The sequence below is a fragment of the Bradyrhizobium sp. CFUWI genome (assembly GCF_056429085.1).
In genome coordinates this window covers 94,405-117,413 of sequence record NZ_JBWJZE010000011.1, presented here as the reverse complement: position 1 = coordinate 117,413, position 23,009 = coordinate 94,405, and the positions used below count along the sequence as shown (strand labels likewise).

Annotated in this window: 21 protein-coding genes; 14 read left to right on the top strand and 7 right to left on the bottom strand. The window is 61.6% G+C overall.

Features of this window, described 5'->3' with window-relative positions:
• Positions 1–85: 85 nt before the first annotated feature.
• The 7 genes from AC066S_RS23940 (at position 86) to AC066S_RS23910 (ending at position 6,037) form a co-directional block, all read left to right on the top strand.
• Positions 86–1,468, top strand: coding sequence for an HlyD family secretion protein (locus tag AC066S_RS23940; protein ID WP_478270757.1), 1,383 nt, complete (start codon positions 86–88; stop codon positions 1,466–1,468).
• Entirely contained in the window at positions 1,465–3,408 is a 1,944-nt protein-coding gene (locus AC066S_RS23935; protein ID WP_478270756.1) for a glycosyltransferase, read from the top strand. Before AC066S_RS23940 ends, AC066S_RS23935 begins: the two co-directional genes overlap by 4 nt.
• Before the next feature lie 167 nt (positions 3,409–3,575).
• Positions 3,576–3,740, top strand: a complete 165-nt coding sequence (locus tag AC066S_RS23930) for a hypothetical protein (protein WP_164718288.1) — start codon at positions 3,576–3,578, stop codon at positions 3,738–3,740.
• 292 nt (positions 3,741–4,032) lie between these two features.
• On the top strand, positions 4,033–4,269 hold the full coding sequence (locus AC066S_RS23925; RefSeq protein WP_478270755.1) for a hypothetical protein: 237 nt from the start codon (positions 4,033–4,035) through the stop codon (positions 4,267–4,269).
• Positions 4,270–4,471: 202 nt separating this feature from the next.
• Positions 4,472–4,825 carry a phasin family protein gene (locus tag AC066S_RS23920; protein ID WP_126254975.1) on the top strand — a complete coding sequence of 118 codons (354 nt, stop codon included), beginning with the start codon at positions 4,472–4,474 and terminating at the stop codon, positions 4,823–4,825.
• A gap of 98 nt (positions 4,826–4,923) precedes the next feature.
• The gene (locus AC066S_RS23915) at positions 4,924–5,169 is read left to right on the top strand and encodes a hypothetical protein (RefSeq protein ID WP_126254976.1); all 246 of its coding nucleotides are present in this window, start codon (positions 4,924–4,926) and stop codon (positions 5,167–5,169) included.
• A 112-nt stretch (positions 5,170–5,281) separates the two neighbouring features.
• Complete coding sequence (locus AC066S_RS23910) at positions 5,282–6,037, top strand: DUF1236 domain-containing protein (RefSeq protein WP_478270754.1); 756 nt, start codon at positions 5,282–5,284, stop codon at positions 6,035–6,037.
• A 145-nt stretch (positions 6,038–6,182) separates the two neighbouring features.
• On the opposite strand, the gene AC066S_RS23905 is transcribed toward AC066S_RS23910, so the two are convergent.
• Entirely contained in the window at positions 6,183–6,860 is a 678-nt protein-coding gene (locus tag AC066S_RS23905) for a Crp/Fnr family transcriptional regulator (RefSeq protein ID WP_126254977.1), read from the bottom strand.
• 447 nt (positions 6,861–7,307) lie between these two features.
• On the opposite strand from AC066S_RS23905, the gene AC066S_RS23900 reads away from it, so the two are divergent.
• The gene (locus AC066S_RS23900; protein WP_135168759.1) at positions 7,308–7,826 is read left to right on the top strand and encodes a hypothetical protein; all 519 of its coding nucleotides are present in this window, start codon (positions 7,308–7,310) and stop codon (positions 7,824–7,826) included.
• 12 nt (positions 7,827–7,838) lie between these two features.
• The gene (locus AC066S_RS23895; protein ID WP_126254979.1) at positions 7,839–8,210 is read left to right on the top strand and encodes a signal transduction histidine kinase; all 372 of its coding nucleotides are present in this window, start codon (positions 7,839–7,841) and stop codon (positions 8,208–8,210) included.
• 10 nt (positions 8,211–8,220) lie between these two features.
• Here AC066S_RS23895 and AC066S_RS23890 read toward each other — a convergent pair whose 3' ends face one another.
• The 4 genes from AC066S_RS23890 to AC066S_RS23875 all read right to left on the bottom strand — a co-directional run bounded on the left by AC066S_RS23890 (position 8,221) and on the right by AC066S_RS23875 (position 11,545).
• Positions 8,221–8,754 carry a DUF1003 domain-containing protein gene (locus tag AC066S_RS23890; protein WP_478270753.1) on the bottom strand — a complete coding sequence of 178 codons (534 nt, stop codon included), beginning with the start codon at positions 8,752–8,754 and terminating at the stop codon, positions 8,221–8,223.
• A gap of 239 nt (positions 8,755–8,993) precedes the next feature.
• A complete protein-coding gene (locus AC066S_RS23885) occupies positions 8,994–9,806 on the bottom strand; it encodes a sensor histidine kinase (protein ID WP_478270752.1) in 813 nt (270 codons plus the stop codon).
• A 241-nt stretch (positions 9,807–10,047) separates the two neighbouring features.
• Entirely contained in the window at positions 10,048–10,404 is a 357-nt protein-coding gene (locus AC066S_RS23880; RefSeq protein ID WP_235885044.1) for a hypothetical protein, read from the bottom strand.
• Positions 10,405–11,350: 946 nt separating this feature from the next.
• Positions 11,351–11,545, bottom strand: a complete 195-nt coding sequence (locus tag AC066S_RS23875) for a hypothetical protein (protein ID WP_126254983.1) — start codon at positions 11,543–11,545, stop codon at positions 11,351–11,353.
• Positions 11,546–12,944: 1,399 nt separating this feature from the next.
• Here AC066S_RS23875 and AC066S_RS23870 point away from each other — a divergent pair.
• The 4 genes from AC066S_RS23870 to AC066S_RS23855 all read left to right on the top strand — a co-directional run bounded on the left by AC066S_RS23870 (position 12,945) and on the right by AC066S_RS23855 (position 17,328).
• Entirely contained in the window at positions 12,945–13,772 is an 828-nt protein-coding gene (locus AC066S_RS23870) for an AfsR/SARP family transcriptional regulator (RefSeq protein WP_478270751.1), read from the top strand.
• A gap of 96 nt (positions 13,773–13,868) precedes the next feature.
• Positions 13,869–15,038, top strand: a complete 1,170-nt coding sequence (locus tag AC066S_RS23865) for a hypothetical protein (protein WP_478270750.1) — start codon at positions 13,869–13,871, stop codon at positions 15,036–15,038.
• A 62-nt stretch (positions 15,039–15,100) separates the two neighbouring features.
• Complete coding sequence (locus tag AC066S_RS23860) at positions 15,101–15,331, top strand: hypothetical protein (RefSeq protein WP_126254987.1); 231 nt, start codon at positions 15,101–15,103, stop codon at positions 15,329–15,331.
• 47 nt (positions 15,332–15,378) lie between these two features.
• Complete coding sequence (locus AC066S_RS23855; protein ID WP_478270749.1) at positions 15,379–17,328, top strand: S8 family serine peptidase; 1,950 nt, start codon at positions 15,379–15,381, stop codon at positions 17,326–17,328.
• A gap of 771 nt (positions 17,329–18,099) precedes the next feature.
• Here the strand turns inward: AC066S_RS23855 and ppsA are convergent.
• Both ppsA and AC066S_RS23845 read right to left on the bottom strand, forming a co-directional pair.
• Positions 18,100–20,568, bottom strand: coding sequence for a phosphoenolpyruvate synthase (gene ppsA, locus AC066S_RS23850; RefSeq protein WP_478270748.1), 2,469 nt, complete (start codon positions 20,566–20,568; stop codon positions 18,100–18,102).
• Between the two features lie 105 nt (positions 20,569–20,673).
• Positions 20,674–21,615, bottom strand: coding sequence for a 1-phosphofructokinase family hexose kinase (locus AC066S_RS23845; RefSeq protein WP_478270747.1), 942 nt, complete (start codon positions 21,613–21,615; stop codon positions 20,674–20,676).
• A 433-nt stretch (positions 21,616–22,048) separates the two neighbouring features.
• Here AC066S_RS23845 and AC066S_RS23840 point away from each other — a divergent pair, with 433 nt between their 5' ends.
• A complete protein-coding gene (locus tag AC066S_RS23840; protein WP_126254991.1) occupies positions 22,049–22,897 on the top strand; it encodes a helix-turn-helix transcriptional regulator in 849 nt (282 codons plus the stop codon).
• The last annotated feature ends 112 nt before the right edge of the window (positions 22,898–23,009 follow it).

The following is a 23,009-nucleotide window of genomic DNA, read 5'->3' as shown; positions in this document are numbered from 1 at the left end:
TTTAGCGTTCTTCTTACCAAGATGGGCATTTTTTCGCGTTGCCTGCATCTCTCGCCGAGGTTGTGCGTTGATGGTGATGTCTACCATGAAAAATCAACCCCGTTACGACCCGGCATCCGAAAGCGGCGGTCCACACACCACCGAACCTCTCACGGCATCGATCGACGGAGCAAATGGCGCGTCCGATCTGCAGCACGAGTTGGATGCCCGTCTCAATCCCGGCAAGACCGGGGCTTCGGAGACTGACGCTCCGACGGCGAATGTGGCGCAATCCAATCCTAGCCGGATACCGCTGCGATTTGTGAAAGCAGCCGCGGGCATTGCCATCGTCGCAGTCTTCGGCTGGCTCCCCCTGAGGGCGCTTCTCCAGACGTCAAGCGTCGAAGCCATCGTCAACTCGAGACTGGTGACATTGAGGTCGCCGATCGACGGCAAGATTTCATCCGGCGCCGGTCTGTCGGGCGATCCAGGCATCGTCGCCGAGGGCACGCTCATCCTTCGTGTCGTCAACACGCGCGGTGACCACGTGCGGCTCGATGATCTGCGCAGCCAGATGTCTCGGCTGGAAAACGAGCGGCCAAGCCTGGTTTCGAAGATTGCCTCGGCCCGCGCCGCGCAGAAGGATCTGGCGCGTCAGGCGGCCCTGTTCACGGAGGGGCGGATACGTCAGCTCGAAGCGCGCATCGCCGAGATCCAAGCCTCGATCGAAGCGGCCGCGGCGCGTCGGGAAGAGGCGGCGGCTGCCGTGGAAAGAGCGTTGTCGCTCATCAAGTCAGGCAGCGTTTCCTCCGTCGAGCTTGGGCGCTTGACGCGAGATCAAACCATAGCACTGCAGACCGAGATCGGCGCGCGACGCCGCCTGGATGCGACCCAGGTCGAGCTCACCGCCGCGCGCGACGGCACGTTTCTTGGCGACAGCTACAACGATCGCCCGAGTTCCGTGCAGCGTGAGGAGGAGATGCGGCAGCGGGCGGAAGGGCTCACAGCGGACTTGGCGCATGCGGAAGCGCAGATCGCGTGGCTTGCGGGTGAGATTGAATCCGAGCGATCCCGCTACGTCAGCCGCTCGGAGGCGGAGCTCAAATTTCCCGTCGCAGGCCGGGTCTGGGAGATCCTGACAGCACCAGGAGAGGACGTGCGGGCCGGCCAACCGCTGGTTCGTCTCCTCGATTGCTCCGGCGCGGTGGTGACGGCGAACGTCACGGAGAGTGTGTACAACAGCCTGCAACTGGGATCGGTTGCGCATTTCCGACCGAGCGCCGGCGGGCCCGAGTTGGCCGGCACCGTCGTCAATCTCACCGGATCTGCTGGAGCCCCGGCCAACCTCGCCATCAATCCTGATGCGCTGAGCAAGGAACCGTATCGTGCCACGATCTCGGTCCCCGCTCTCAACAATGGCTCCAACAATTGTCCGGTCGGGCGAACCGGACGCGTCATCTTCTCGGCAGATAGTGCGAGAGGGCCATGATCGCCGCGCTGACACCGGGCCTTATCGCGCTCGGGTTCTGCCTTGCCATCCTGCCCTGGCTCCGGCTTGGGAGCACTGCGGCGCGTTTGCTGATGATCGCAATCGTGTTGTTGCTCATGATCCGCTATTTTGGATGGCGCCTTGCGTTCACGGTCCCGCCCGTCGGCTGGACCGCCGATTTCGTCGTGGGAGCGCTGTTCCTCGTCGTCGAGGCTGCGGCACTCGCGGCGAGTGCACTCTCGCTGCTGTTCCTGAGCCGCACGACCGATCGAACGCCGCAAGTCGAAGCCAACCGGCTATGGCTTGCCGAACAGGACGCCCCTCTGATCGACGTGTTCATTTGCACCTACAACGAGGAAGTTTCGATTCTCGAGCGCACGATCGTCGGCGCAACTGGAATGAACTATCCGAACTATCGAGTTTGGGTGCTGGACGACGGGGGGCGCCGCTGGCTCGAAGAGCTTGCAGGCGACCTCGGCTGCCGCTATCTGGCACGACCCGACAACAAGGACGCCAAGGCCGGCAACATCAACCATGCTCTGCGGCATGTGACGGGGCTCGTCGATCCCCCCGACTTCATTTCGATCCTCGATGCCGATTTCGTCCCCATGCCCGAATTTCTCGCCCGCGCGATGTGCCTGCTCCGCGACCCTGGCGTGGGTGTAGTGCAAACGCCTCAGCATTTCATCAATGCGGATCCGATCCAGACCAACCTGGCCGCGACCAAGGTCTGGCCGGACGAGCAGCGCTTCTTCTTCGATATTCTGATGCCAGCGAAGGACGCGTGGGGCGTGGCCTTCTGTTGCGGCACGTCGTCGGTCGTCAGACGCTCGTCACTCGTGAAAATTGGCGGCTTTCCGACCGATTCCGTGACGGAGGATTATCTCCTGACGCTGCGGCTGAAGGAAATTGGCGCGCGCACGGTGTATCTGAACGAGCGTCTGACCTTGGGGTTAGCCCCCGAGGGACTCAAGGAGTACATCACTCAGCGCAGCCGATGGTGCCTTGGCTTCATGCAGATCATTCGTGGGCGCAGCGGCCCCTTTTCCCGAAGGTCGCGGCTGGATTTTGTCGACAGGCTGTCCCTCGTCGAAGCATTCCTGAGTTGGACTTCGACCTATGTCGTCAAGGTATTCGGTCTTGTCGTTCCGAGCCTTTATCTTCTGTTCGGCGTCAAAGCCGTTCAGGCGGATCTCTTCGTGCTCCTCGGATATTTCCTGCCGTTTTATGTCTGGTACTCGCTCACCATGGCCTGGATTTCCCGCGGACGGTCAATGGCGGTGATGTCCGACGTCGCTCAATACATTGCTCTGCCGGCCGTTCTCAAAGCGGTCGCGACGGGACTGCTGAAGCCGCGGGGGCACAAATTCGAGGTCACCGCCAAGGGCGGGGATCGCAATCAAGGTTTCATCGAATGGTCGCTGTTCAGGGTCTACGGCTCCGCGTTGGTGATCACGCTCGCCGGAATTGCCCATGCCTTCGTGCTTCATGCGCAAGGCGACGCAATCGCCTATGGCGGCCTGGCACTGGCCTGGAGCTTATACAATGCGGTCATCCTGACCATCATCTGCTTGGTAACCATCGAGCAGCCGCGGCGGCGAAAAGCCGAGCGGTTCGAGCGCACTGAGCCGGTTCTTTTCAGTATCGGTGAGCGGTCCGGCATCTACCGTTTGGCCGATATCTCGATTACGGGGGCCCGCTTCGTGAGCGACAATCCTCCGCCTGTCGGGACTGCCGTTCATTGCACTCTTCGGGGGAGAACTGTCGCCGCTCTGGTCGTGCGGCGCACCGGGGATGGATTTGCGATCCGGTTCGATGAAACCCACAACGCGCGCGTCGATCTCATTCGAGCCTTCTATTCCGGTGACTACGTCACTGCATTCACCGGCATACGCGCCGCGCCCCTCGGCAAAGCAATCATGATGCGGATCTTCGGCTGACGACGTCTGCCGGCGATTTCGTCGGGTCGGGTGCCATTGCTCGGGCGGCTGCATGGACGGGGTTGGGCAGCACGGCTGTCCTATCATGAAGCTGAGCAATATTGACCAGCGAATCGGTGCGTCTGAGAGCATGTATCCTAGGGGGCTGGCGCTGTCGGGAGGAAGGAATGATCGCCGAGCGAAATCCGCCCACCTTTTGGCCACATGGTCCGGACGATGAGAAGCGAATGACAGTCGCCGTTCGCTCTCTCGAAAAAGAGAACAAGGAGCTGAAACAGCTCGTCGTGCGTCTTTCGGAGACCATCCTTCGATATGTCGAAGGGCGGCGCTGAGTTCGCGGAAAAGATACGCTGAGCCAGATATTGCCTTGGAGCTGAGCGGTCACGGCCGCTGCGAAGCCAGGCTTCGCAGTCGGTTCTTCGTGGCCGCAATGCCCACGTCGAGGCTTTCAGCGCTTGATCGCTTCGGTTGCGCGCGGGCTATGTCGGCGCCCGCAGCTCGCCCCGGAGCCAAGCTAGAGTATTTGCGCATTTCATCGGGTCGACTGCCTCGTCGAGGAGCCGGTGGAGATCACCAGCGGGAGATTCGAAGGTATCAATGCAAAACCCGGCGGGACCGGGCGTCATGCGCGCCAGCATCAGGCTTGTCTGGCATTTGCGACGCATCGATGGCTGGACGGTCATGGAGCTGGCCTTGATCAGGCGGGAGCGCGAAACTCCCAGTCACCGGTGGATGCCACTTGGAGCGGTGATGCGCCATCTTGGAACCATGCCTGCTGCTGCGCTGACCAATATTGATCACCTCCCCGAACCCGCGTTGGTTACCCCAAACACCCGCTTTCACGATTCGAGTCATTTTTAGACTACGATTGTCAGGCCGCTCTCATGGCCACCGCCGGCACATCGTCAGCCACCAGCGATGAAAATGTCGCGGCCCGCGCAGTCACAGCGGCTGTTCGTCGCACGAACGCACGCAGCGCTACAAACCGGTGAGAACTGAGGGCCCTGAAGCAACCATCGGTGGGTGGGCGACGTTGATCAACCACCACCAACAGGAAACACAAATGTCAGATCAGATCCGGACCAAGCAGAATGTGCCGCAGCAACCGAATGGCAACGATCAACCCGATACAGGAGCTCCGTCCAGCGCCTTTCCCGGGGGCTTCCTTGCGATTGCCACGGCCTACGGGGACTACACGAAGAAGTCGGTTGAGGACACCAGGCTGTTTGTCGAGAAGCTCTCGGGCGTAAAGTCGCTCGACAAGGCGATGGAGGTCCAGGCCGACTTCGCCAAGTCAACTTACGACACGTTCGTTGCGGAGTCGCAGAAGATCGGCGCGCTCTACGGCGATCTTGCCAAGCAGTCCTACAAGCCGTTCGCTGAGCTCGTTGCGAAGATGGCGCCGACAAATCGGTAACATGTCTGCATGTCTGTCCCGCGGTGCCGGAGCAAAGTGGCTCTGGTTCATCGCGAGGCATAACGAGCGTCGCAAGCGAGCGGGCCGTGAGGAGCATTATGACCAGTGTCAATCCGATTTTCGAAAGCTTGTCCGTTGACCCGGAGCAGGTAACCGCCGTGAACGCGGCGTACGAGCTGGCGTGTCGAACGCTTCAGCATATCGGTCAGCTGGAGGTAGATCGAGAGATCATAGCCAGGAGAATTGTGCAGGCTGCAGGCGACGGCGAGCGCGATGCCGACAAGCTGTGCGAGCGTGCCATCCATGGACTGACCGCGCTCGACTACCGGCAGCATCGTCATTGACGGCGCCGAGCTCGCAACCGAAGACGGCAGCGGAACTATGGCTTGTTAGACCCGTTCCTTCCTATGGCCGATCTTCGTCGGCTTGAATGCAATTTGAATTGGAAAATATCAGATGAAGAAGTCCTTAATGGTTTCTGCGGCTGTCGCGGCGCTATTGGCCACGACAGGGCTGGCGACAGCGCAGGGCGTCAATCAGGGAGCCGCGAAGGAATCTCCGGCTGCCACCTCGCCTAAAGGCGATGCTGCGATGCCGATGAACGCACCAGCGGCAAAGGGAGCCGAGACCTTACCGCCCGGCACTACGTCAAAAGAGGGCAAGCCTCAACATGTGCAGGGCAAGCCGGATGCAAAGACGACGGGCGACAAGAAAGCTGAGGGCCAGTCGAAGGCCCCGGACTCGACGGCTCCGACCACCGCTTCGAAGGATATGAAGAATCCGACAGCTGAATCGAAGTCACCTCCTGACAGCAAGGCGGCAAGCGAGTTGAAAGCCGACAAGGCAAAGGCAGTCGATTCGACCGCCACCTCAAAGGACGTGAAAACCCCGACTGCCGAGACCAAGCCGTCGACCTCCGACAGTGGGACGACGGGACATGCGGCAACCGCGGCGACGGCAGCTCCTCCCGCCGAGAAGCGCTCGCAGATAACCTCGGCAATGAAGCAAGAGAAGGTCGAGGAAGTAACGAACGTCAACTTCAGTCTCTCGATCGGAACGGCTGTCCCCGCCGGCGTCCGCTATTATCCGATGCCGTCACGTATCGTGGAAATCTATCCGGAATGGCGTGGATACGATTTCATCCTGGTGAACGGCAAGTACCTTGTCCTTCGCCCGCGCACGCATGAGATCGTCTACATCATCGAGGGTTAGGCTAGCTCGCCAGCCTCGCGACAAGCGGCTGCAAAACGCGAGAGGGCGGCTCGAGAGCCGCCCTCAATATCTGAACCGGATGCTGCGCGTGGTGTTGCTTTCTCCTCCGCGGGCGGAGCAGGAGTCTTCCATCTGAACCGTCCTGCTAGTCGCGCTCTCGGAGCAGGGGCTTCTCGTGCAAGACAGCGCTCAGAAGCGAATTGTGGACCTCGATGTGTCCATTATAGCTGATGAGGCCGAGCCGGCGAAACTTGTTCATGAAATAGCTCACGCGAGATCGCGTGGTCCCGATCATCTCCGCCAATGTCTCCTGACTAATGTTCGCGCTGATCGGCTGCGGATTGCCTTCCTTGCCGAAATTCGCGAGCAGCAACAGCAGTCGAGCAAGCCGCCGCTCGCTCGAATTGAAGAGCTGGTCGATCAGGTCCTCCTCAATCCGACTGTTCCGGGTCAGGAGATACGACATGAAGAGCTGTGAAAATTTCGGCTCGTCACGAATAGCCCCCATCATCGCATCCTTGGTGATCGACGTGATAACGCAGTCTTCCATCGTTGTCGTCGTCGCGATGCGCAACGGATGACCGTTCATGCATCCTTCGCCAAAGAACTGGCCGGGCTCCAGAATTGCGACAACCGCCTCCTTACCCTGCTCAGATACGACCGTCAGCTTGACCTTCCCTTTTTGAATGTAGAACACGGAGTCTGCGACATCGCCTTGCTGGAACACGTGCCGGTTCCTGGGAAGCTCGAGAATCGCTTTCCCCGCGCCCACTTTGGCGAGGAATTTTTTGGGGTCGAAGACGTCCTTGGTTGGCTTTGCCACGAGAGCCTCCTTTGACTCACAAACTTGTCCGACCTCGGTCAACTTGCGGGGGTTGCCCTGCTGTCAAACACTACCTGCCGATCTTCATCAGTTCTACAGGAAACCCGACTTTGCGCGTCCCCAAGCGCATCGCACCCGGTCCTCATCCTGAGGGCCCGCCAATGGCGGGCGTCTCGAAGGATGGCCACAGGCGAGATCGCTCGCATATGCGATTGCCTTGCCTGAGATCGGGAGAACGAGGCGGTGCGCATCGATGCAGATGATCGTGCGGCGACGGGCAGCATGCGGGCTCGGCAGCCCGGCGCGCTGGTCAATATTGCTCACTCTCGTGCTGTCTTATTTGTCCGCCGGGGCTCGTTATTCGAACCTTCGATCCCCACATCTATTTCAGTCTGACGGTCGGGGGTGGCCGGCGATGGGCCGAGAGTTCGAGCGAAGGAGCCCAGCATGTTCAGATCTCAGCAATACCGCGAAAAGGCAGCCGAGTACGACGAGCTGATCAAGGGTTCGACCGACCCGGATGAGATCCTCAGACTTCAGGAGCAGCAGGACCGATTTGCCTCGCTCGCCGACAACGAGCAGGGACTGGCGGACGAGTATGACAATGCAGTGCAGGTCGCGGAACAGGGCAGATCGCACGGCTTAGCCCTTGCGGCCGAAGAAGAGCTTATTCTGCGGTGTCTTGGCGCAGCCATCATCATGCAGTGGAACGCCCTGCCGACGACGCTGCAACGGGAGATCTTCGACACCGCCGGGTCGATCGGCAAGTTGCTGGAGACGGCGGCGCTCCGCGGCCAGATCGCGCGATTTCTTCATAACCACAAGGACGACGCCGGTCGCGGCAGAAGGCCTCTGGCGGACGACATGCCCGCCGAAGCGAGATCGTGCACTTTGGCTCTGTCACGGTGGGACGATGAGGGAGGCGCAGTTGGCGACGGGCTGCCCGATCTAACCGGACGCCCATAACAGGAGGTTTCCATGTCACTTACACAGTTTCGGGTCGATGACGGACCACATACCATGGACGGGTTGCGGCTGCTTGCTCAGGAGGGAAATGAGCAGGTCGAGGCGTTCATGGGCCGGAAGGTGATGGACGTCTGGGCGGAGTCGGTCGAGCATCGCGGAGGACGACAAAGTCTGTTTCGCGATCAATACAATGCCCTCGGCAGGCTGAACCTTGCCGCACTTCAGCGCATTGCGAGCGCGAAATATCAGCGAGGCCCTGCCTTCAACCGGCAGCATCCCTTTGTCGAGATTCTCTTCTCTGACATTACGGAGAGCGGCGAGGCTCTCAATCTAAGTCAACTCGTGCGAGAGGCATTGCCGCCGGCATTTCATAGGATGGCCTGAGATCGCAGGGTCACTTCGTCTTGCCGGGCACCGCTTCGGCCTCGATCGCTGCGATAAGCTCGGGCGCAAGGTGTGCGGACAAACGCTGAATGATGTTCAGTAGCTGCAGGATTTCCTGCTCACGCAAGGCGTCAATCTTGTTGTGCAGCAGTTCGATCTCGAGTTCAGCCTTCACATTTATCCGATAGTCGTGTTCTGCGTGCCTACGGTCAATCTCGGATTGACGGTTCTGGCTCATCATGATGATGGGCGCTGCGTAAGCGGCCTGGAAAGAAAGAACCAGGTTGAGCAAGATGAAGGGATAAGGGTCCCAGCGGTTGATGAATGCCATCATGTTCAGCGTGATCCAAAAGCCAAGTAGCACGCTTTGGATGATGATGAAGCGCCAAGAACCAACTGTTTCGGCAACCCGGTCGGCAAGCATCGCGCCGGGCGTCAGTGCGAGCTTGGGTACGTTGCGGGCTGGCTTTTGCGCCCGAAGTTCTCGCAGCCGCTCTTGGTCTTCGGGACTTAGGTGCACCTTGTGGCTTTGCTCATTGCTCATTTGTTGCATCCACAGTTGAGAGGGCCTGCCAAACAAAGAGGTTGCGAATTGCACGTTTCGACGAAGTCCGGCTTCGGTCAGGAACGAGGAAACACGCGTTCCAGCGCGGTGGCAATCGCCTGGATTGCAGGAAAGCGGCCACGGATGCGTCGTACGATCGCCGGTAGGTTCGCTGGTCGATCCGGGTGCGTCGCGCCGGGCCAGGAGAAGAAGTGTACCGCAAGGATTTCAGCGCCGCCTCAGCTGGTCGCGGCGGTTGGCGAAAGCGGCTGGACAACCGGTGCCGGAAACAGCACGGTAAATCGCGCGCCCTGACCGTCGACGCCACGTTCGATCCGCAACTCGCCGCCGATCTGGTCGGTAAATGATCGAACGATCTTCATTCCCAGCCCTTTGCTTGCGCCGGGGTCGAAGCCCTCGGGCAAAGCCGGGCCATCATTGGAGATGGACAGCGCATAGCCATGTTCCGGATCCGGCTCCAACCTGATCGCGATCCGGCCCTTGCCGTATTTTGCCGCGTTCGTGATCAACTCGTTGGCGATGAAGCCGAGCGGAATGGCGGTGACGGCCGGCAGATCGATCTGACTGCCTTCGACGCTGACTCTTCCGGTGGAGGCGTCCGACGACGACATCGCAGAAAATTCGAGGCCGAAATCCTGAAGGAATTTCTTGAACTCGATGGTTCTCACACCGTCGTAGGAATGAAGGCGATGGTGGATGCGCGCAATCATGGAGACACGACTGGCTGCCGCGCTCAATTGTGAAGCCGCTTCGGAGTTGATCGAATTACGGCTCTGCAGCGAAAGAAGGCTGATGGTCATCTGGAGATCGTTCAACAGCCGATGGTCGGATTCCGCCTTCAACAGTTCCAGCCTGCGGATCAATTCGTCCTTTTGAAGAAGCAGCGCCTCGCTCTTCGCAAGCGCCTTTCGCAGTCGAGCCGCGATGAGCCGGTAATCCGTCAGCTCCGCAGCGGGTAGGCATTGATCCGGATCCTGAAAAATCACGCCCGGAGGTGGTTCCGAACCGCCTGACGAGTCTTCGTCGATCATGACGTCGGTCCCCTGGGAAATTCTCACTGCAACTGCGGGATGAACTGGAACGGCAAAAGAAGATCAAACTAGTGCAAATTAACTATGTCCGGCACCCGACGTTGTGCCTTGCTCGCTGGGCTCGCTGTACTCGCTGTGTCCGGTACCCGCTAGTAGGCGGGGCCTCCTGATGAGCCTCGCAGCCGTGTTGAGTGCGACGGTCCATGATGAAGACCGTCGCACAACAACGTCGATCGTGCGCTCAGTACGGGGCGTAGTATTGGCGGCGATAGGGATACGGGTCGCCGTAGTAGCCTGGCGTGTAGTAGCCCGGCGAATAACTCGGCCCGTAATAGCCACTGCCGTAGGCTCCGTAGGCGGCGGCTCCAGCCGCAGCGCCCAGGATGCCGAGACCGATTGCGGCCCCCGGAGCGCGGTAATAGCGGCCACGATGGTGGCGTCGGTAGTAGACCTCGGTCACTTCGGATGAAGAAGCCGCCTGTGTCGGAAGCGCCATGCTTGCCGAGATCGGAGCTGCCCCCGAAGGCAGCACCGAGCCGAGCATCGCCGCACCGAAGAGCGCGACGGCAGCCGAGCCTTTTGTTATCTGGTGGTTCATGATCGTATCCTTTCGAACTTGGAGCACGCCGTCCCTTGATGCGGTTCAACGCCGCAAGAGAACGCCTCCTTTCGGCTGAGGCTCCTTCGCCTCCTCATCCGCCGGCAACGTCAAGAGCGCGTCCCGCTCCGCTCCAAAGGCCGGATCCGGCGGTCGTTCTAGCCTGCGATAAGCCGGTTCATGAGCGTGGCTTGATCGAGGCGTAGATGGAGTCCCGTGATGCCTGAGTTCGCATCATTCTTGAGACATAAGCCGTCCCCGACGATTGCCGGACGCGTTCACCCAGGCTCTGAAACGACTTGGCAGCAATTATCGCAACGGAATATCCGTTGAGCCGGGCGGGTGCCAGCGCTGCGAAGATCGACGAGATGCCTCATAGGCACGCCACATTTGTCGCAGGGCGGCGACGGTATCTCCGATTCCTCCATCAGGAGAGTGGGCGGCATCTGCGTCACTTCTCAATGCCTGAAATTCCGTCGATCCAGCCAAGCCAGATGAGTGACCGGATCGGGTCTTCCAGAGCTCGAGCTTTCTCGGAGTCCAGCCCTGGTTCTTCAAAGGAAGGGAACTCAAAGCCGCAAAGCATGTCGTCACGGACAGGTTTGTGGCCATGGGGCGTGGTTGGGAAGCGGCTCGTTGAGAGCGGGGAGATCTGGGACATCCATCAAGAATGGACCAACCGGAGTTCCGCCGCTGTATCGTTTTGCTCACTCGCCATGAATTCCAAAGGGAGAACCGTAGGCAGCTTCGCCCAGGGAACTGACTTCGGCATCGAGCACTTCCCGATTGATCCGGCACTGAGCGTGCCGGCGGCACCGCGCAAGGCGGGCGGACATTGCTTGATGTCGCAATTGGCCTGGCTGTGGCCGCAGGCGAGATGCCTGACGGAACCGAGGTGGCCGGATCATCCATGCCGCAGCCTGGGCTCCACCCAGTTCGCCAATTGTCAGCTCCGACGGCCGGGGACGCCGGCCTCCACGTCGTCGGGCCAGTCATTTGGCTTCGTATGCTTGGCTTCCTCTTCGGCTAGAAGCCGGATCAACGTCTGGTGACGAGCCTCATCCCGATGCGGGTCACCTTCGCCGATGGCGATGAGCTTCTTGTAGCGCCGGATATTTTCGTGATTGATGTAGTCGTTCATTGCGCCCTCCAACGGATTTGGCAGCATGGCGCGCGAGATCATTAATGGCTGCCTCTTGCGCAGCAAACGCAAGCCTTATTGTCGGCCAGGGAAGTAAATGCGAGACAGTGCCCCTGTCCCACAAGCCATCCATCGATGATTTGCAACCATATGGCCTCGTGGCCGTTCTGTCGTGATCACCGGCCCTGTCCGTTGGGCTTTCGGTGGCTGAGAGACCCGACAGTGCTCCCGCTCATGAAAGGGAGGCACCCATGGAAAACCAACCGTCACAGGCGTCGATCGCACTGACCTGCTCAGCTTGCGGGAGGCGACCCAAGTTCGTCACCAGCATCCTGGTGCCCCGGACAGCGCGCACAATCCGCATGTTCACCTGCGAGTGTGGCAAGCGAAACTGGATCGAAAGCGAATAATTGAAGTCAGCGCGGACAGCAACTGAGGCGCTCGAGGCCGGTCTACCCCGATGATCGAGTTCGGACGCGGTCTGAACACAAAGCCAGAGCACATTGACGCATCACCGTTCGTCGTCGGCCGTTAGCGGTGACAGAGAGTGCTGCAGGCTCCCGCCCAAGCACGGAGCATTGGTTATGTCGAACTACAAAGCCTACCTCATTTCTCGAGACGGCCACCACATCAGAGCTGTCGACCTTGAGTGTGTCGACGATGACGCTGCAAAGAGACTTGCCGAGCAGCTCACGAATTTCAGCAATGTTGAGCTATGGGAGCACGCCCGCAGAGTTGCGAAGTTTGGCAGCAAATCTGACTGAAGGACATTAACGGCGGGCGTCCCTGCTGCTCATTCCCTGTCGTCGCCCCCGACCAACGGATCGCGCCGCCGACCGGGTGCACCGGATGCATGACGGCACTGAGGTCACTCGCCTTCTCTCGTTCCAATGTCCTTCCAGCCGGCGTGCCGATCCTGTTGAAGATCGGCTCCACCTCTAAGCGGTCGGTCTTGAATTACATATTGATTTTCAGTTGCATAAGAGTTCGCATTGTTATTTCCGAATGGTGCGCCATTCACACGCAACCCCCGCACGAGGTGATGACCCATTGCACGGCGTTGGGTGTGCCATATCGTGCCAACGTCTTCAGCGGTTCCATCTTCGCCGTCGATGAACGCGTCAATGCGACCGATCGCGGCGCCGACAACTCGCATTTTGCCTATGGGCTATCTCACACATTGAGAATAAGTGGTCTCACAAATTGCTGAATCGGCGCCAAGCGACTTCCATTGCTTTGTCTAACTCAGGTTGTATGGTGGCCGTAAGGGCATTTCGACTTGGTCGATGACGTACGGACGGTAGGCGTTGTCCGAATCGTTGGTGATCATGATCACAAGAAAAGTGTTCAGCCGTGGATAGAATGAGGGACAGAGGACAATGACCGAAGGATTAGGACAATGTCGCTGCTCCAGATCAATCTCTTCGGCGGTGTCGAAGTCATGCGCGTTTCCGGCGAGTCGGTTTTGATCTCCAGTCGCAAGGCTGCAACTCTTCTGGGCTATGTGGCGCTCAGTTCCCCTCGGGCCATTTCTCGCGGCAAGCTCGCGACCCTGTTGTGGGACGGTCAGTTCGGCGATCGCGCGCGCGCCAGCCTTCGACAAGCTCTGCTCACATTGCGGCGTGAGTTGCCGCAATATTCCGATGTGATCTCGGCCGATCGCGACGACATCCGCATCTGCCCGAACGCCATAAGTAGCGACGTCGCGGAGTTCGAGCGGCTCCTGGCGGATGGAGATCCCGAACGACTGGCTCGCGCGGCGATGCTTTATCGGGGTGACCTTCTCGAGGGCATCAGCTCGACCTCATGCCAGTTCGAAGCCTGGCTGTCCGCCGAGCGCCAACGACTGAGGACAAAGGCGATGCAGGCGCTTGCGGGCCTGCTGGACGCCGACGGGCGCGAACACGCGGACATAGCGATCGCACTCGCGCTGCGTATTCTTGCGGTCGACCCGCTTCAGGAGGAAGTCCATCGTATATTGATGCGCTGCTACGCGCAGCAAGGCCGCCGGACCGACGCGTTGCGTCAGTACGATCTTTGCCGCTCCGTGCTGTGGCGGGAGGTTCGCGCAGTGCCGGAGCGGGAGACCGAGCAGCTGCAGCGCGAAATCCGCCGCACGTTCCACGCTGCCCCCCTGCGGTCTGCCTCACTCAAATTGCATCGAGCCAAAAACATTGACGCAACTTTCACGCTCGGCGTGACGCCTGCATCACGATCCTGGTCGTAGCCTTAGCCGCTCGCACAATCGTGCGTAGTGATCCCGACTCCCTTTAGGGAACGCGTGTCGCTCGCGGGTCAGGCACTTCATCAGGAGACTTTGATCATGACTGGAACACAGCAAGGATATGAGGACTACGGCCAATTGGATCCGCAGGGGATATTCGGCTCCATCCTCGGCGGTGCGGCCGGACGAGTTATCGGCAACCTGCTCGGCGGCAAAAGGGGAAAGAATATCGGCGGCATGATAGGTAACATCGGCGGAGGTTTCCTGCCGCTTTCCGCCGGTCCGGAAACGCCGCAAGGTTCGGTGCAGGTCTCCGACATGGAGCTGCAGAGCTTCTGGAGCGTGCTGAAGAAGATCGGCCAGGGCGTGCAGACCGGCCTCGATGTCGGCAAGCAGCTCGGCGTGTTCAACGCCGGCCAGCCCGGACTTCAACCCGCGACGGAGCAGGTCTCCGACATGGAGCTGCAGAGCTTCTGGAGCGTGCTGAAGAAGCTGGGGCGGGGCGTGCAGACCGGCCTCGATGTCGGCAAGCAGCTCGGCGTCTTCAACGCCGGCCAGCCCGGCCTTCAACCGGCGCCGGAGCAGGTCTCCGACATGGAGCTGCAGGGCTTCTGGAGCGTGCTGAAGAAGATCGGCAAGGGCGCCCAGACCGGCCTCGACATCGGTCGCCAGCTCGGCGTGTTCAACGCCGGCCAGCCCGGCCTTCAACCGGCGCCGGAGCAGGTCTCCGACATGGAGCTGCAGAGCTTCTGGAGCGTGCTGAAGAAGCTGGGGCGGGGCGTGCAGACCGGCCTCGATGTCGGCAAGCAGCTCGGCGTGTTCAGCGCCGGCCAGCCCGGACTTCAACCAGCGACGGAGCAGGTCTCCGACATGGAGCTGCAGGGCTTCTGGAGCGTGCTGAAGAAGATCGGCAAGGGCGTGCAGACCGGCGTGAACATCGGTCATCAGCTCGGCGTGTTCAGCGCCGGCCAGCCCGGACTTCAACCCGCGACGGAACAGGTCTCCGACATGGAGCTGCAGAGCTTCTGGAGCGTGCTGAAGAAGATCGGCCAGGGCGCCCAGACCGGCCTCGACATCGGTCGCCAGCTCGGCGTGTTCAACGCCGGCCAGCCCGGCGTTCAACCTGCTGCGGCGCAGGTCTCCGACATCGAGCTGCAGAGCTTCTGGAGCGTGCTCAAGAAGATCGGCCAGGGTGCCCAGACCGGCCTGGATATCGGTCGCCAGCTCGGCGTCTTCAACGCCGGCCAGCCCGGTGGCACGATGCACTAGACCCAACGCGCAGGGGGCGGGCGAACGCCCGCCCTCTACGCACAGACGAGAATGGAAACCAGATGGCGGATTCAAACGCGTCGCAGCAATTCATCGTGCAGGGAGACCCGGTCCAATCCGGTCAGCTCAGCGAACACTTGCAGCGTGAACCCGGCGTGAAGCGAGTCGCGCAGGTCGCACCCGACGTCGTCATCCTTTCGATGACGCAGACACAGGCCGATCGCCTGAAATCGAGGTTTGCCACGCTCGTGGTTGAACCGGATTCAGCGCTGAAGCCATTCGATGCCGACTGATTTCGGTGGGCAAACATTGGACACGCAAAACATCAAGGAGGCCGCAGATGGCCACAAAAGGCAAATCAGGAACTTCCGCGCAGGGCGAGCACGGCGCGTCCGAACTGACGACAAACGGCAACGGTGCGCTTCCCGAGCAAGGCGGCAGCCCGTCACCGGCACGTGGGCAGGGGCCCGCAACGATCGGATCGCGCCCGGCGCAATTCATGATCGCGCCGCAGCAGCAACCCGGGCTTGCGACCTTCAGCATCGATTTTCTGACCCAGCAGCTCACCAGCAGCCCCGACATCGAAGTCGTGAAGACGGTGCCTGCGCCGCGCCTGTTCGGATTTCAGAGCGCAGATCTCGGACAAGTGCCGCTCAGTCCGCTGGTCCTCGCCAAGATGACTCCCGACAAGGCCAGGTTGCTGCAGACCCAGGCAGGACAGCGTTGCGCGGTGGAGCGTGACGAGCGGCTGACCTACATGCTCGACCCGACCACGCCGCAGCTTCCCAATCCGGGAGTGCTGACGCCGCTGGCTGACGGCTTCACCGCGACTATCGAAGTATTGGGCCAGGACGGTCCGCTGCCCGAAGCCGAGGTCTATGTGTTCGGCAGCATGTGGCCGGCACAGGGCATCACCGACGCCACCGGCCGTGCCACGTTGACACTCCAGGGCGAAACTCCGGAGACTATCCGCTCGATTCTCGTCAAACCGAAAGTCGACTACTGGACCTTCTGGCTCGATCGTCCGCAGCTCGTTCCCAACAGTGTCAACCGGATCGTTGTGAGGGCGCTTGGCGCGGTCTTGCGGAGCTTCCCCGGCCAGCAACTGACGGGTTGGGGTGAGCGCGCGATGGGCCTTGATCGTCTGCCGCCGTCCTTTGATGGCGCCGGTATCAAGATCGCGGTCATCGATTCCGGCCTGGCGCCGACCCATCGCAACCTGCGCGGCATCAGGGAAGGCACCAGCATCGTCGGCAATGACAAGACGGCGTGGACCATTGACACGATCGGCCACGGCTCGCATTGCGCTGGAATCATCGCCGGCGGACCCATCGGCTCAGGCGGCGGTATCCGCGGCTTCGCTCCCGCGGCGGAAATCCATGTCTGCCGGATCTTCCCGGGCGGCCGGTTCAGCGATCTCGTCTCTGCGCTCGATTATTGCATGGAGCATGGCATCGACGTCGCCAACATGAGCCTTGGTGGCGGCGAGCCGTCGCGGATCATCGAGGAACGAATCGTCCGCGCCAAGGAAAGGGGCATGGCCTGCATCATTGCCGCCGGGAATTCCTCGGGGCCGGTGCAGTTTCCGGCTTCGACGCCGCATTGCCTGGCGGTCGCCGCATTGGGCAAGTGGGGCGAGTTTCCCGACGACAGCTATCATTCGCAGCAAGCCCTCGATGGTTTCCAGAGCCGCGATGGATATTTCCCGGCGAAGTTCTCTTGCTTCGGGCCGGAGATCGACGTCTGCGCGCCGGGTGTGGCGATCGTCTCATCGCTTCCCGCCGATGGTTTCGGTGCATGGGACGGTACCTCGATGGCGACGCCACATGTCACGGGCCTGGCCGCGCTTGTGCTGGCGCACCATCCGGACTTCACCAAAGGCAGCTTCCAGAATCGCGATGCACGCCGGGTCGAGCGGCTATTCCAGATACTGAAGGATTCCGCGACGCCGCTGCAATTCGGTGACCCGAATCGTGCCGGCGCGGGACTGCCGAACGCGATGCGGGCGCTCGGCCTGGAAACCGGAATCGCCCCGGTTGCCGCCGCTGCGTCCGGAACCGATCCCTCGCTGGCAACGCTGCGTCGTCTGCTTGGATTGCGGCCGGTCGAAGCACCGAGCATGATTCCGGCGAGCGCGCCGGCACCGCAGTCCATTAGTCCCATGCAGAACGGTTCGAGCCACGTCATGCGCGGTCCGGCACAGATCGCGAGCGCGACAGTCGCCCCCATGATGATGGATCCTGATCCAGCTCAGATCCGGCAGATCATGCACAAGGTCGGATTGCTGTAACGCGCGTCCTTGTGACCTTGCCGCGGGGCACAGCACGAGCTGTGCCCCGCGCTCTTATTGCGCCGTGGCAAGAAATCAAATGCCTGTGTCGCCGCCCGTCAACCCCTCGCCGCAAAAATATTCTACTTTACCGAAATTCGGAAATGACGTATACCACCGCCCATCCCGGCTCACCTTGAGGGGCGATCACGTCGTCGTCTTGTTCGCGAGCCGGGCTTGCGGTGGACGCGGCAGCGTCGGGCGCGAGAGGCGCGGGCAGGGCGGGTAGTCCCCGGTGAGCCCGTGGCCGCGCGCGGACGAACGGCGCTGCTAGGTTTCGTCTCGTCTGTAAGTTTCCGGCTCCGTCGACAGGGCCGGGAAAACTGCGGCGACATGGCGGGCCGTGCGTACGGCAAAACCGTGTGGTCCTGGCCGTCGTTGCTACGGTCAAGCTCTTGGGGAGGCGGCATCTGCGTCAACCGGCGCGGTGTCGGTGAATTCCGCGAGGACGAGGGAGGCCAGAAGGAAAGTTCGGCTCCCGGGAGAGCACGGCATAAGTCGTCCGACCACCGCGCAGGGAAGGCCGAGTGATCGGCACCACCTGTATGCTGCTGTGCGGTTTTTCTGCGCGTGCATTTTGCGCAGCAGACCGCGGGTGCGAGGTCAGCACCCGGTCTTCCCTGCGCCCTCTTGAACGAGAGGGTGAAGTGAACCAGCAAAGCTCGGGCGAAAATCGTCGCGAGAATGCGAAGTCGTGACCCAATCCCTGAAGTCCCCTCACAGCTGCCACGATCAGTGTCTGAGGGACGCGTGATTCAGCGCGTCAAATCCTTGGCCGCTTCGGCTCGTCTCCCCGGCATTGTCGGCATTCTGCTCGGCCTCGTACACGACGCCGATGGTCCGGAGGATGCTGGACGGATTGACGCTGATCGAGTCGATCCCAAGCCCGGCCAGAAACCGTGCAATCTCCGGATAGTTCGCCGGTGCCTCGCCGCAGATGCCGATATGGCGGCGGTTGCGCTTGGCGCCCTCGACGGCGAGTCTCAGCATTTCCAGCATGCCGGGATCGCGCTCGTCGAAGTCGAAGGCGACGATGTCCGAATCCCTGTCGACGCCCAGCGTGAGCTGGGTCAGGTCGTTCGAGCCGATCGAGAAGCCGTCGAACAGCTCCGCGAACCGGTCGATCAGGATGACGTTGTTGGGAATCTCGCACATCACGTAGATCTCCAGCCCGTTCTCGCCCTGTTTCAAGCCATGCCCGGCCATGGTCTGGATGACATTGCGGGCTTCCTCGACCCGCCGGCAGAACGGAATCATGACCTTCAGGTTGGTCAGGCCCATGTCGTCGCGGACGCGCCGCAGTGCGGCGCATTCCAGTGCAAAGCCCGCGGCGTAGGCGGGGTGGGCGTAGCGGGCCGCGCCGCGGAAGCCGAGCATCGGGTTCTCCTCCCGCGGCTCGAAATCCGCGCCGGCTTTGAGATTGGCATATTCATTGGTCTTGAAATCGGACAGGCGAACGATGACCGGACGCGGATGGAACGCGGCCGCGATCGTGCCCACGCCCTCCGACAGGCGCTCGACGAAGAAGTCCGAGGGCTTCTTGTAGCGCCGGGTGATCTGCTCGATCATTCGCCGGTCCTTGGCGGATTTCACCTGCTTCGGCTTTGCCAGCGCCATGGGGTGAATGCCGATGTGCTGGTTGATGATGAATTCCATGCGCGCCAGGCCCACGCCGTCGTTCGGCATCATGGCGGTCTTGAAGGCGAGTTCCGGATTGCCGAGATTGACCATGATCTTGGTGCGCGGCTTCTTCAGTGCCCCGGTCGCGACTCGCTCGACGTCGAAGGGCAGGCGGCCGGCATAGACGTGGCCGATATCGCCCTCGGCGCAGGATACGGTCACGGTTTTCCCGGTCTTCGCCTTCCTGGTGATGCCTGCAATCCCGACCACGGCGGGAACGCCGAGCTCGCGGGCGACGATGGCGGCATGGCAGGTCCGGCCGCCATGCTCGGTGACGATCGCGGCGGCGATCTTCATGACCGGCTCCCAGTCGGGGCTGGTGGCCGGCGCGACCAGGACCTCGCCCGGCTTGAAGGCGCGCAGATCCTGCTTCCTGGCAATCAGCCGGACCTTGCCGGCCGCGATCTTCTCGCCGACCGCGCGGCCTTCGCCGAGCAAAGCCGCGGAGTTCGGCTTCAGGATATAGTTTTCCAGCGCCTCGGGCGTGCGGCGGGATGCAACCGTCTCGGGCCGGGCCTGGATGATGTAGAGCTTTCCGTCGGCGCCGTCCTTGGCCCATTCGACGTCCATCGGCAGCGGATGTCCTGCCTTCTTCGAGTAATGGTCCTCGATGATGATTGCGCTCTCGGCGAGGCTGAGGACGTCGTCGTCCGAGATGCAAAGGCCCTCGCGCTCGCGGCGCGACGTCGGCACGTTGCGCGTGGCGGTGCGCCCCCGCGCATAGATCATCTTCTTGTCCTTGGCGCCGATCCGGCGCGACAGGACCGCGCGGAAGCCCGCGTTGAAGGTCGGCTTGTGGACATAGAACTCGTCCGGCTCGACGGCGCCCTGCACGATGTTCTCGCCCAACCCGTAGGCGCCGGTCACGAACACCACGTCGCGAAACCCGGATTCCGTATCAAGAGTGAAGATGACGCCGCTGGACGCGAGGTCGGACCGGACCATCTTCATGACGGCTACCGAGAGCGCGACCTTGAAATGGTCGAAGCCGTTGTCGATGCGATAGGAGATCGCGCGGTCCGTGAAGATCGACGCGAAGCAGCGGCGGCAAGCCTCGAACAGCGCGCGCTCGCCGCGGACGTTGAGAAAGCTGTCATGCTGTCCGGCGAAGCTCGCGTTCGGCAGATCCTCGGCGGTGGCCGAGCTGCGGACTGCGACCGCAACGTTCGGCCCGTATTCCTGCTCGAGCTGCCGATAGGCCTCCACGACCTTCTGCCTCAGCTCGACGACGTCCGTTGCGGCGTACACGATGTCCCGCGCCGCCGCACCCCGCCGGGCGAGGTCAGCGATACGCCGCTTGTCGAGGCCTGCAAGCAGCTTGCGCAACTCCTCCCAGGCGCCCTGCTGCAGGAGGGCGGCGCGATAGGCGGCTGCCGTCAGCGCAAAGCCGTTCGGCACCGAGATGCCGCGCCGCGACATCGTCGAATAGAGCTCGCCCAGCGAGGCGGTCTTGCCGCCGACCATGCCGACATCGTGAAGGCCAATGTCCTTGAACCAGCGAACATAGGGATTTCTGCTCATCTCTTTGCTCCGCATTCCAGGGCACCGGTCGGGGGCGCGATCCGCATCGACAATGTGGGGGGAGGCGGGCTGTACAGTGTTGCGAAAGATCAATGGAGGCGTCAGCTACGTTTCTTCGATCACCACCTGTTCGGCCAGCCGTTCGACATCCGCGGTCCGGCACAGCTCGGTGCCGGGATTGAGCAGGGCTGCGGCACCCGCTGCCATCGCGTAGCGGAAGGCGGCGCCCAGATCGGTGCCGGAGGCGAGCCGCAGCACCAGTGCGCCGAGAAAACTGTCACCGGCCCCGACCGCGCTTTGCGGGATGATCGGCAGAGACTTTGCCCGCCATGTGCGGTCCCGGGTGACCAGCGCCGCGCCCAGATGTCCCATGGTCAGCGCGACGATCGACGCTTGCCGCATCTCGACGATGCGTCGGGCGGCCGCCACCCATTCACCGGCGTCCCGAGGCTCCGTGCCCGTCAATTCGCGCATCTCGCGCAAGTTCGGCTTGATCAGGTCGACGCCGTCCGCAACGGCCGCAGCGAGCGCCGCTCCCGACGTATCGAGAATGATCTGGGATCCACGTCGCTTGGTGATCGCGGCCATGCGCGCATAGAAATCGTCAGGCACTCCACCTGGCAAGCTGCCGCTTGCGACCACAAAGCGGGGAAAGGGATCGAGCGAGGCGATCAGCTGCAGGAACTTCGACCATTCGCGGTCAACGAGTGTCGGCCCCGGAAGGATGAAGCGGTACTGCAACGCAGTCGACTGCTCGTGGACAAAGAAATCCTCTCGCGTCTCACCCGCGATCTGGAAGGTCTGGCTGTCAACGCTCTCCGCGTCGAGCAGGCGGCGCAGCAGATCGCCCGTCGCGCCGCCCACCGGATAGATCGCGCGCACGCCGCGGCCGCCGAGCCGCTTGATCACGCGCGCGACATTGATGCCGCCGCCGCCAGGATCGCGCCGCTGCGACGTGCCGCGCAGCTTCGCGACGGGAACGATCCGTTCGACCGAAGTCGACACATCGACCGCGGGATTGATCGTGACGGTGGCGATGTCCGGCATGACCTGTCTGTATCAGCTTGAAGTTGGAATATCGGCTTCGCAGGATATCCGGCAGAGCAGGCGCCAGTTTAATCTGGATCAAGGCCGATGTTGCGCCGTCGGTCAGTCGAAGAATCGGGCCGAGGAGCCATTGCCGCTCACTTGGCACAGCAGCGGGCGATCAGCTGGCGGAACCTCTTCGAACCGTTCTTAGATTAGAATACCTACAAGACTGCGGCGCGTCGCTATTCTGGAGTATCTTGAAATCTGCTATTCGACGATCGGTCGTCACATCTTAGAAGCGATTTAGTGTACTGTCGTAGCGCTGGTATGGCCGATAGACCTAAAATAGCTCAATGGCACACCTGTTGTGCTGGCCGATCTCCATGGGAGATGGGGACGCAATCAGCTTGATTGGCGGGGCGCGGTGATAAGGCCTACGATTGCAGCTAACATGGAAAGTGCGCAAGAGCGGTTCTTCATGCTTTCCGGGGCGATGATCCTGTCTGCCGGCGTCAATCGCTTTGACGAGCCGAAGCGGGTCAACGTAGCCCTGCGTGCGGGCATCAAGACGGTGGTCCTTTTGAGCGGCCGGCTCCAGATCAGCATCGGGGGCGACAGCGCGCGCGAGGTGTGCGGGCCGACCGTCCTGGTGATCCGGAGCTCGGCGGATGCTGCCCGTGATCAGGTCTTCGCCGCAAACGTCCCGATACGCTATTTGATCGTGCAAATGGATGAAAGCGTCCTTGGATCGCAGACGGCCGCGGCGCTTGACCAATCCCTCGAGGCGCTCGCGACTCGCGGCGGCACCGGGGCCAGGCTGGCGTCACGTCCGGTCGGGCACGCGCTTCGGGCCCTTGTCGCGCAGATCACGAACTGCCCGATCCGTGGCCCGGAACGCGAGCTGTATCTGTGCGGAAAGGCCATGCAGCTCGTGGCGGTCGCGATCTCATCCTGTATCAGCGACGCCGTTTGCGATGCCAACCTGGCATCTCGGGATATCGAACGGATTCGTCGCGCACGGGATATCCTGGTTGCGACAATGAGCGAGCCGCCAAGCCTGGAGGCGCTGGCGCAGCAGGTCGGATTGAACGTGAGAAAGCTCAGCGCGGGTTTTCGTAGCCTTTATGGCGCAAGCGTCTTCGGCTTCCTTCAGGAATATCGACTGGAGCAGGCCTACCAGCTGATATCGACCGGCGAGATGAGTGTGTCGCAGGCGGCGTTCCATGTCGGATACGGCGCTGCCCATTTCGCGACCATCTTCCGCAAACGTTTCGGCGTCTCGCCCAGCCGCCTGCGCTGACAACGGGCGCATGCCGGGCAGTCTGTAGGTCTCCTAAACTTGATCGAAAGCGAGAGTCCGGCAAACGAAAGTCCGCCTCTGGTTCGCCTGCGGGCGCCGTGTCAGTACGGCC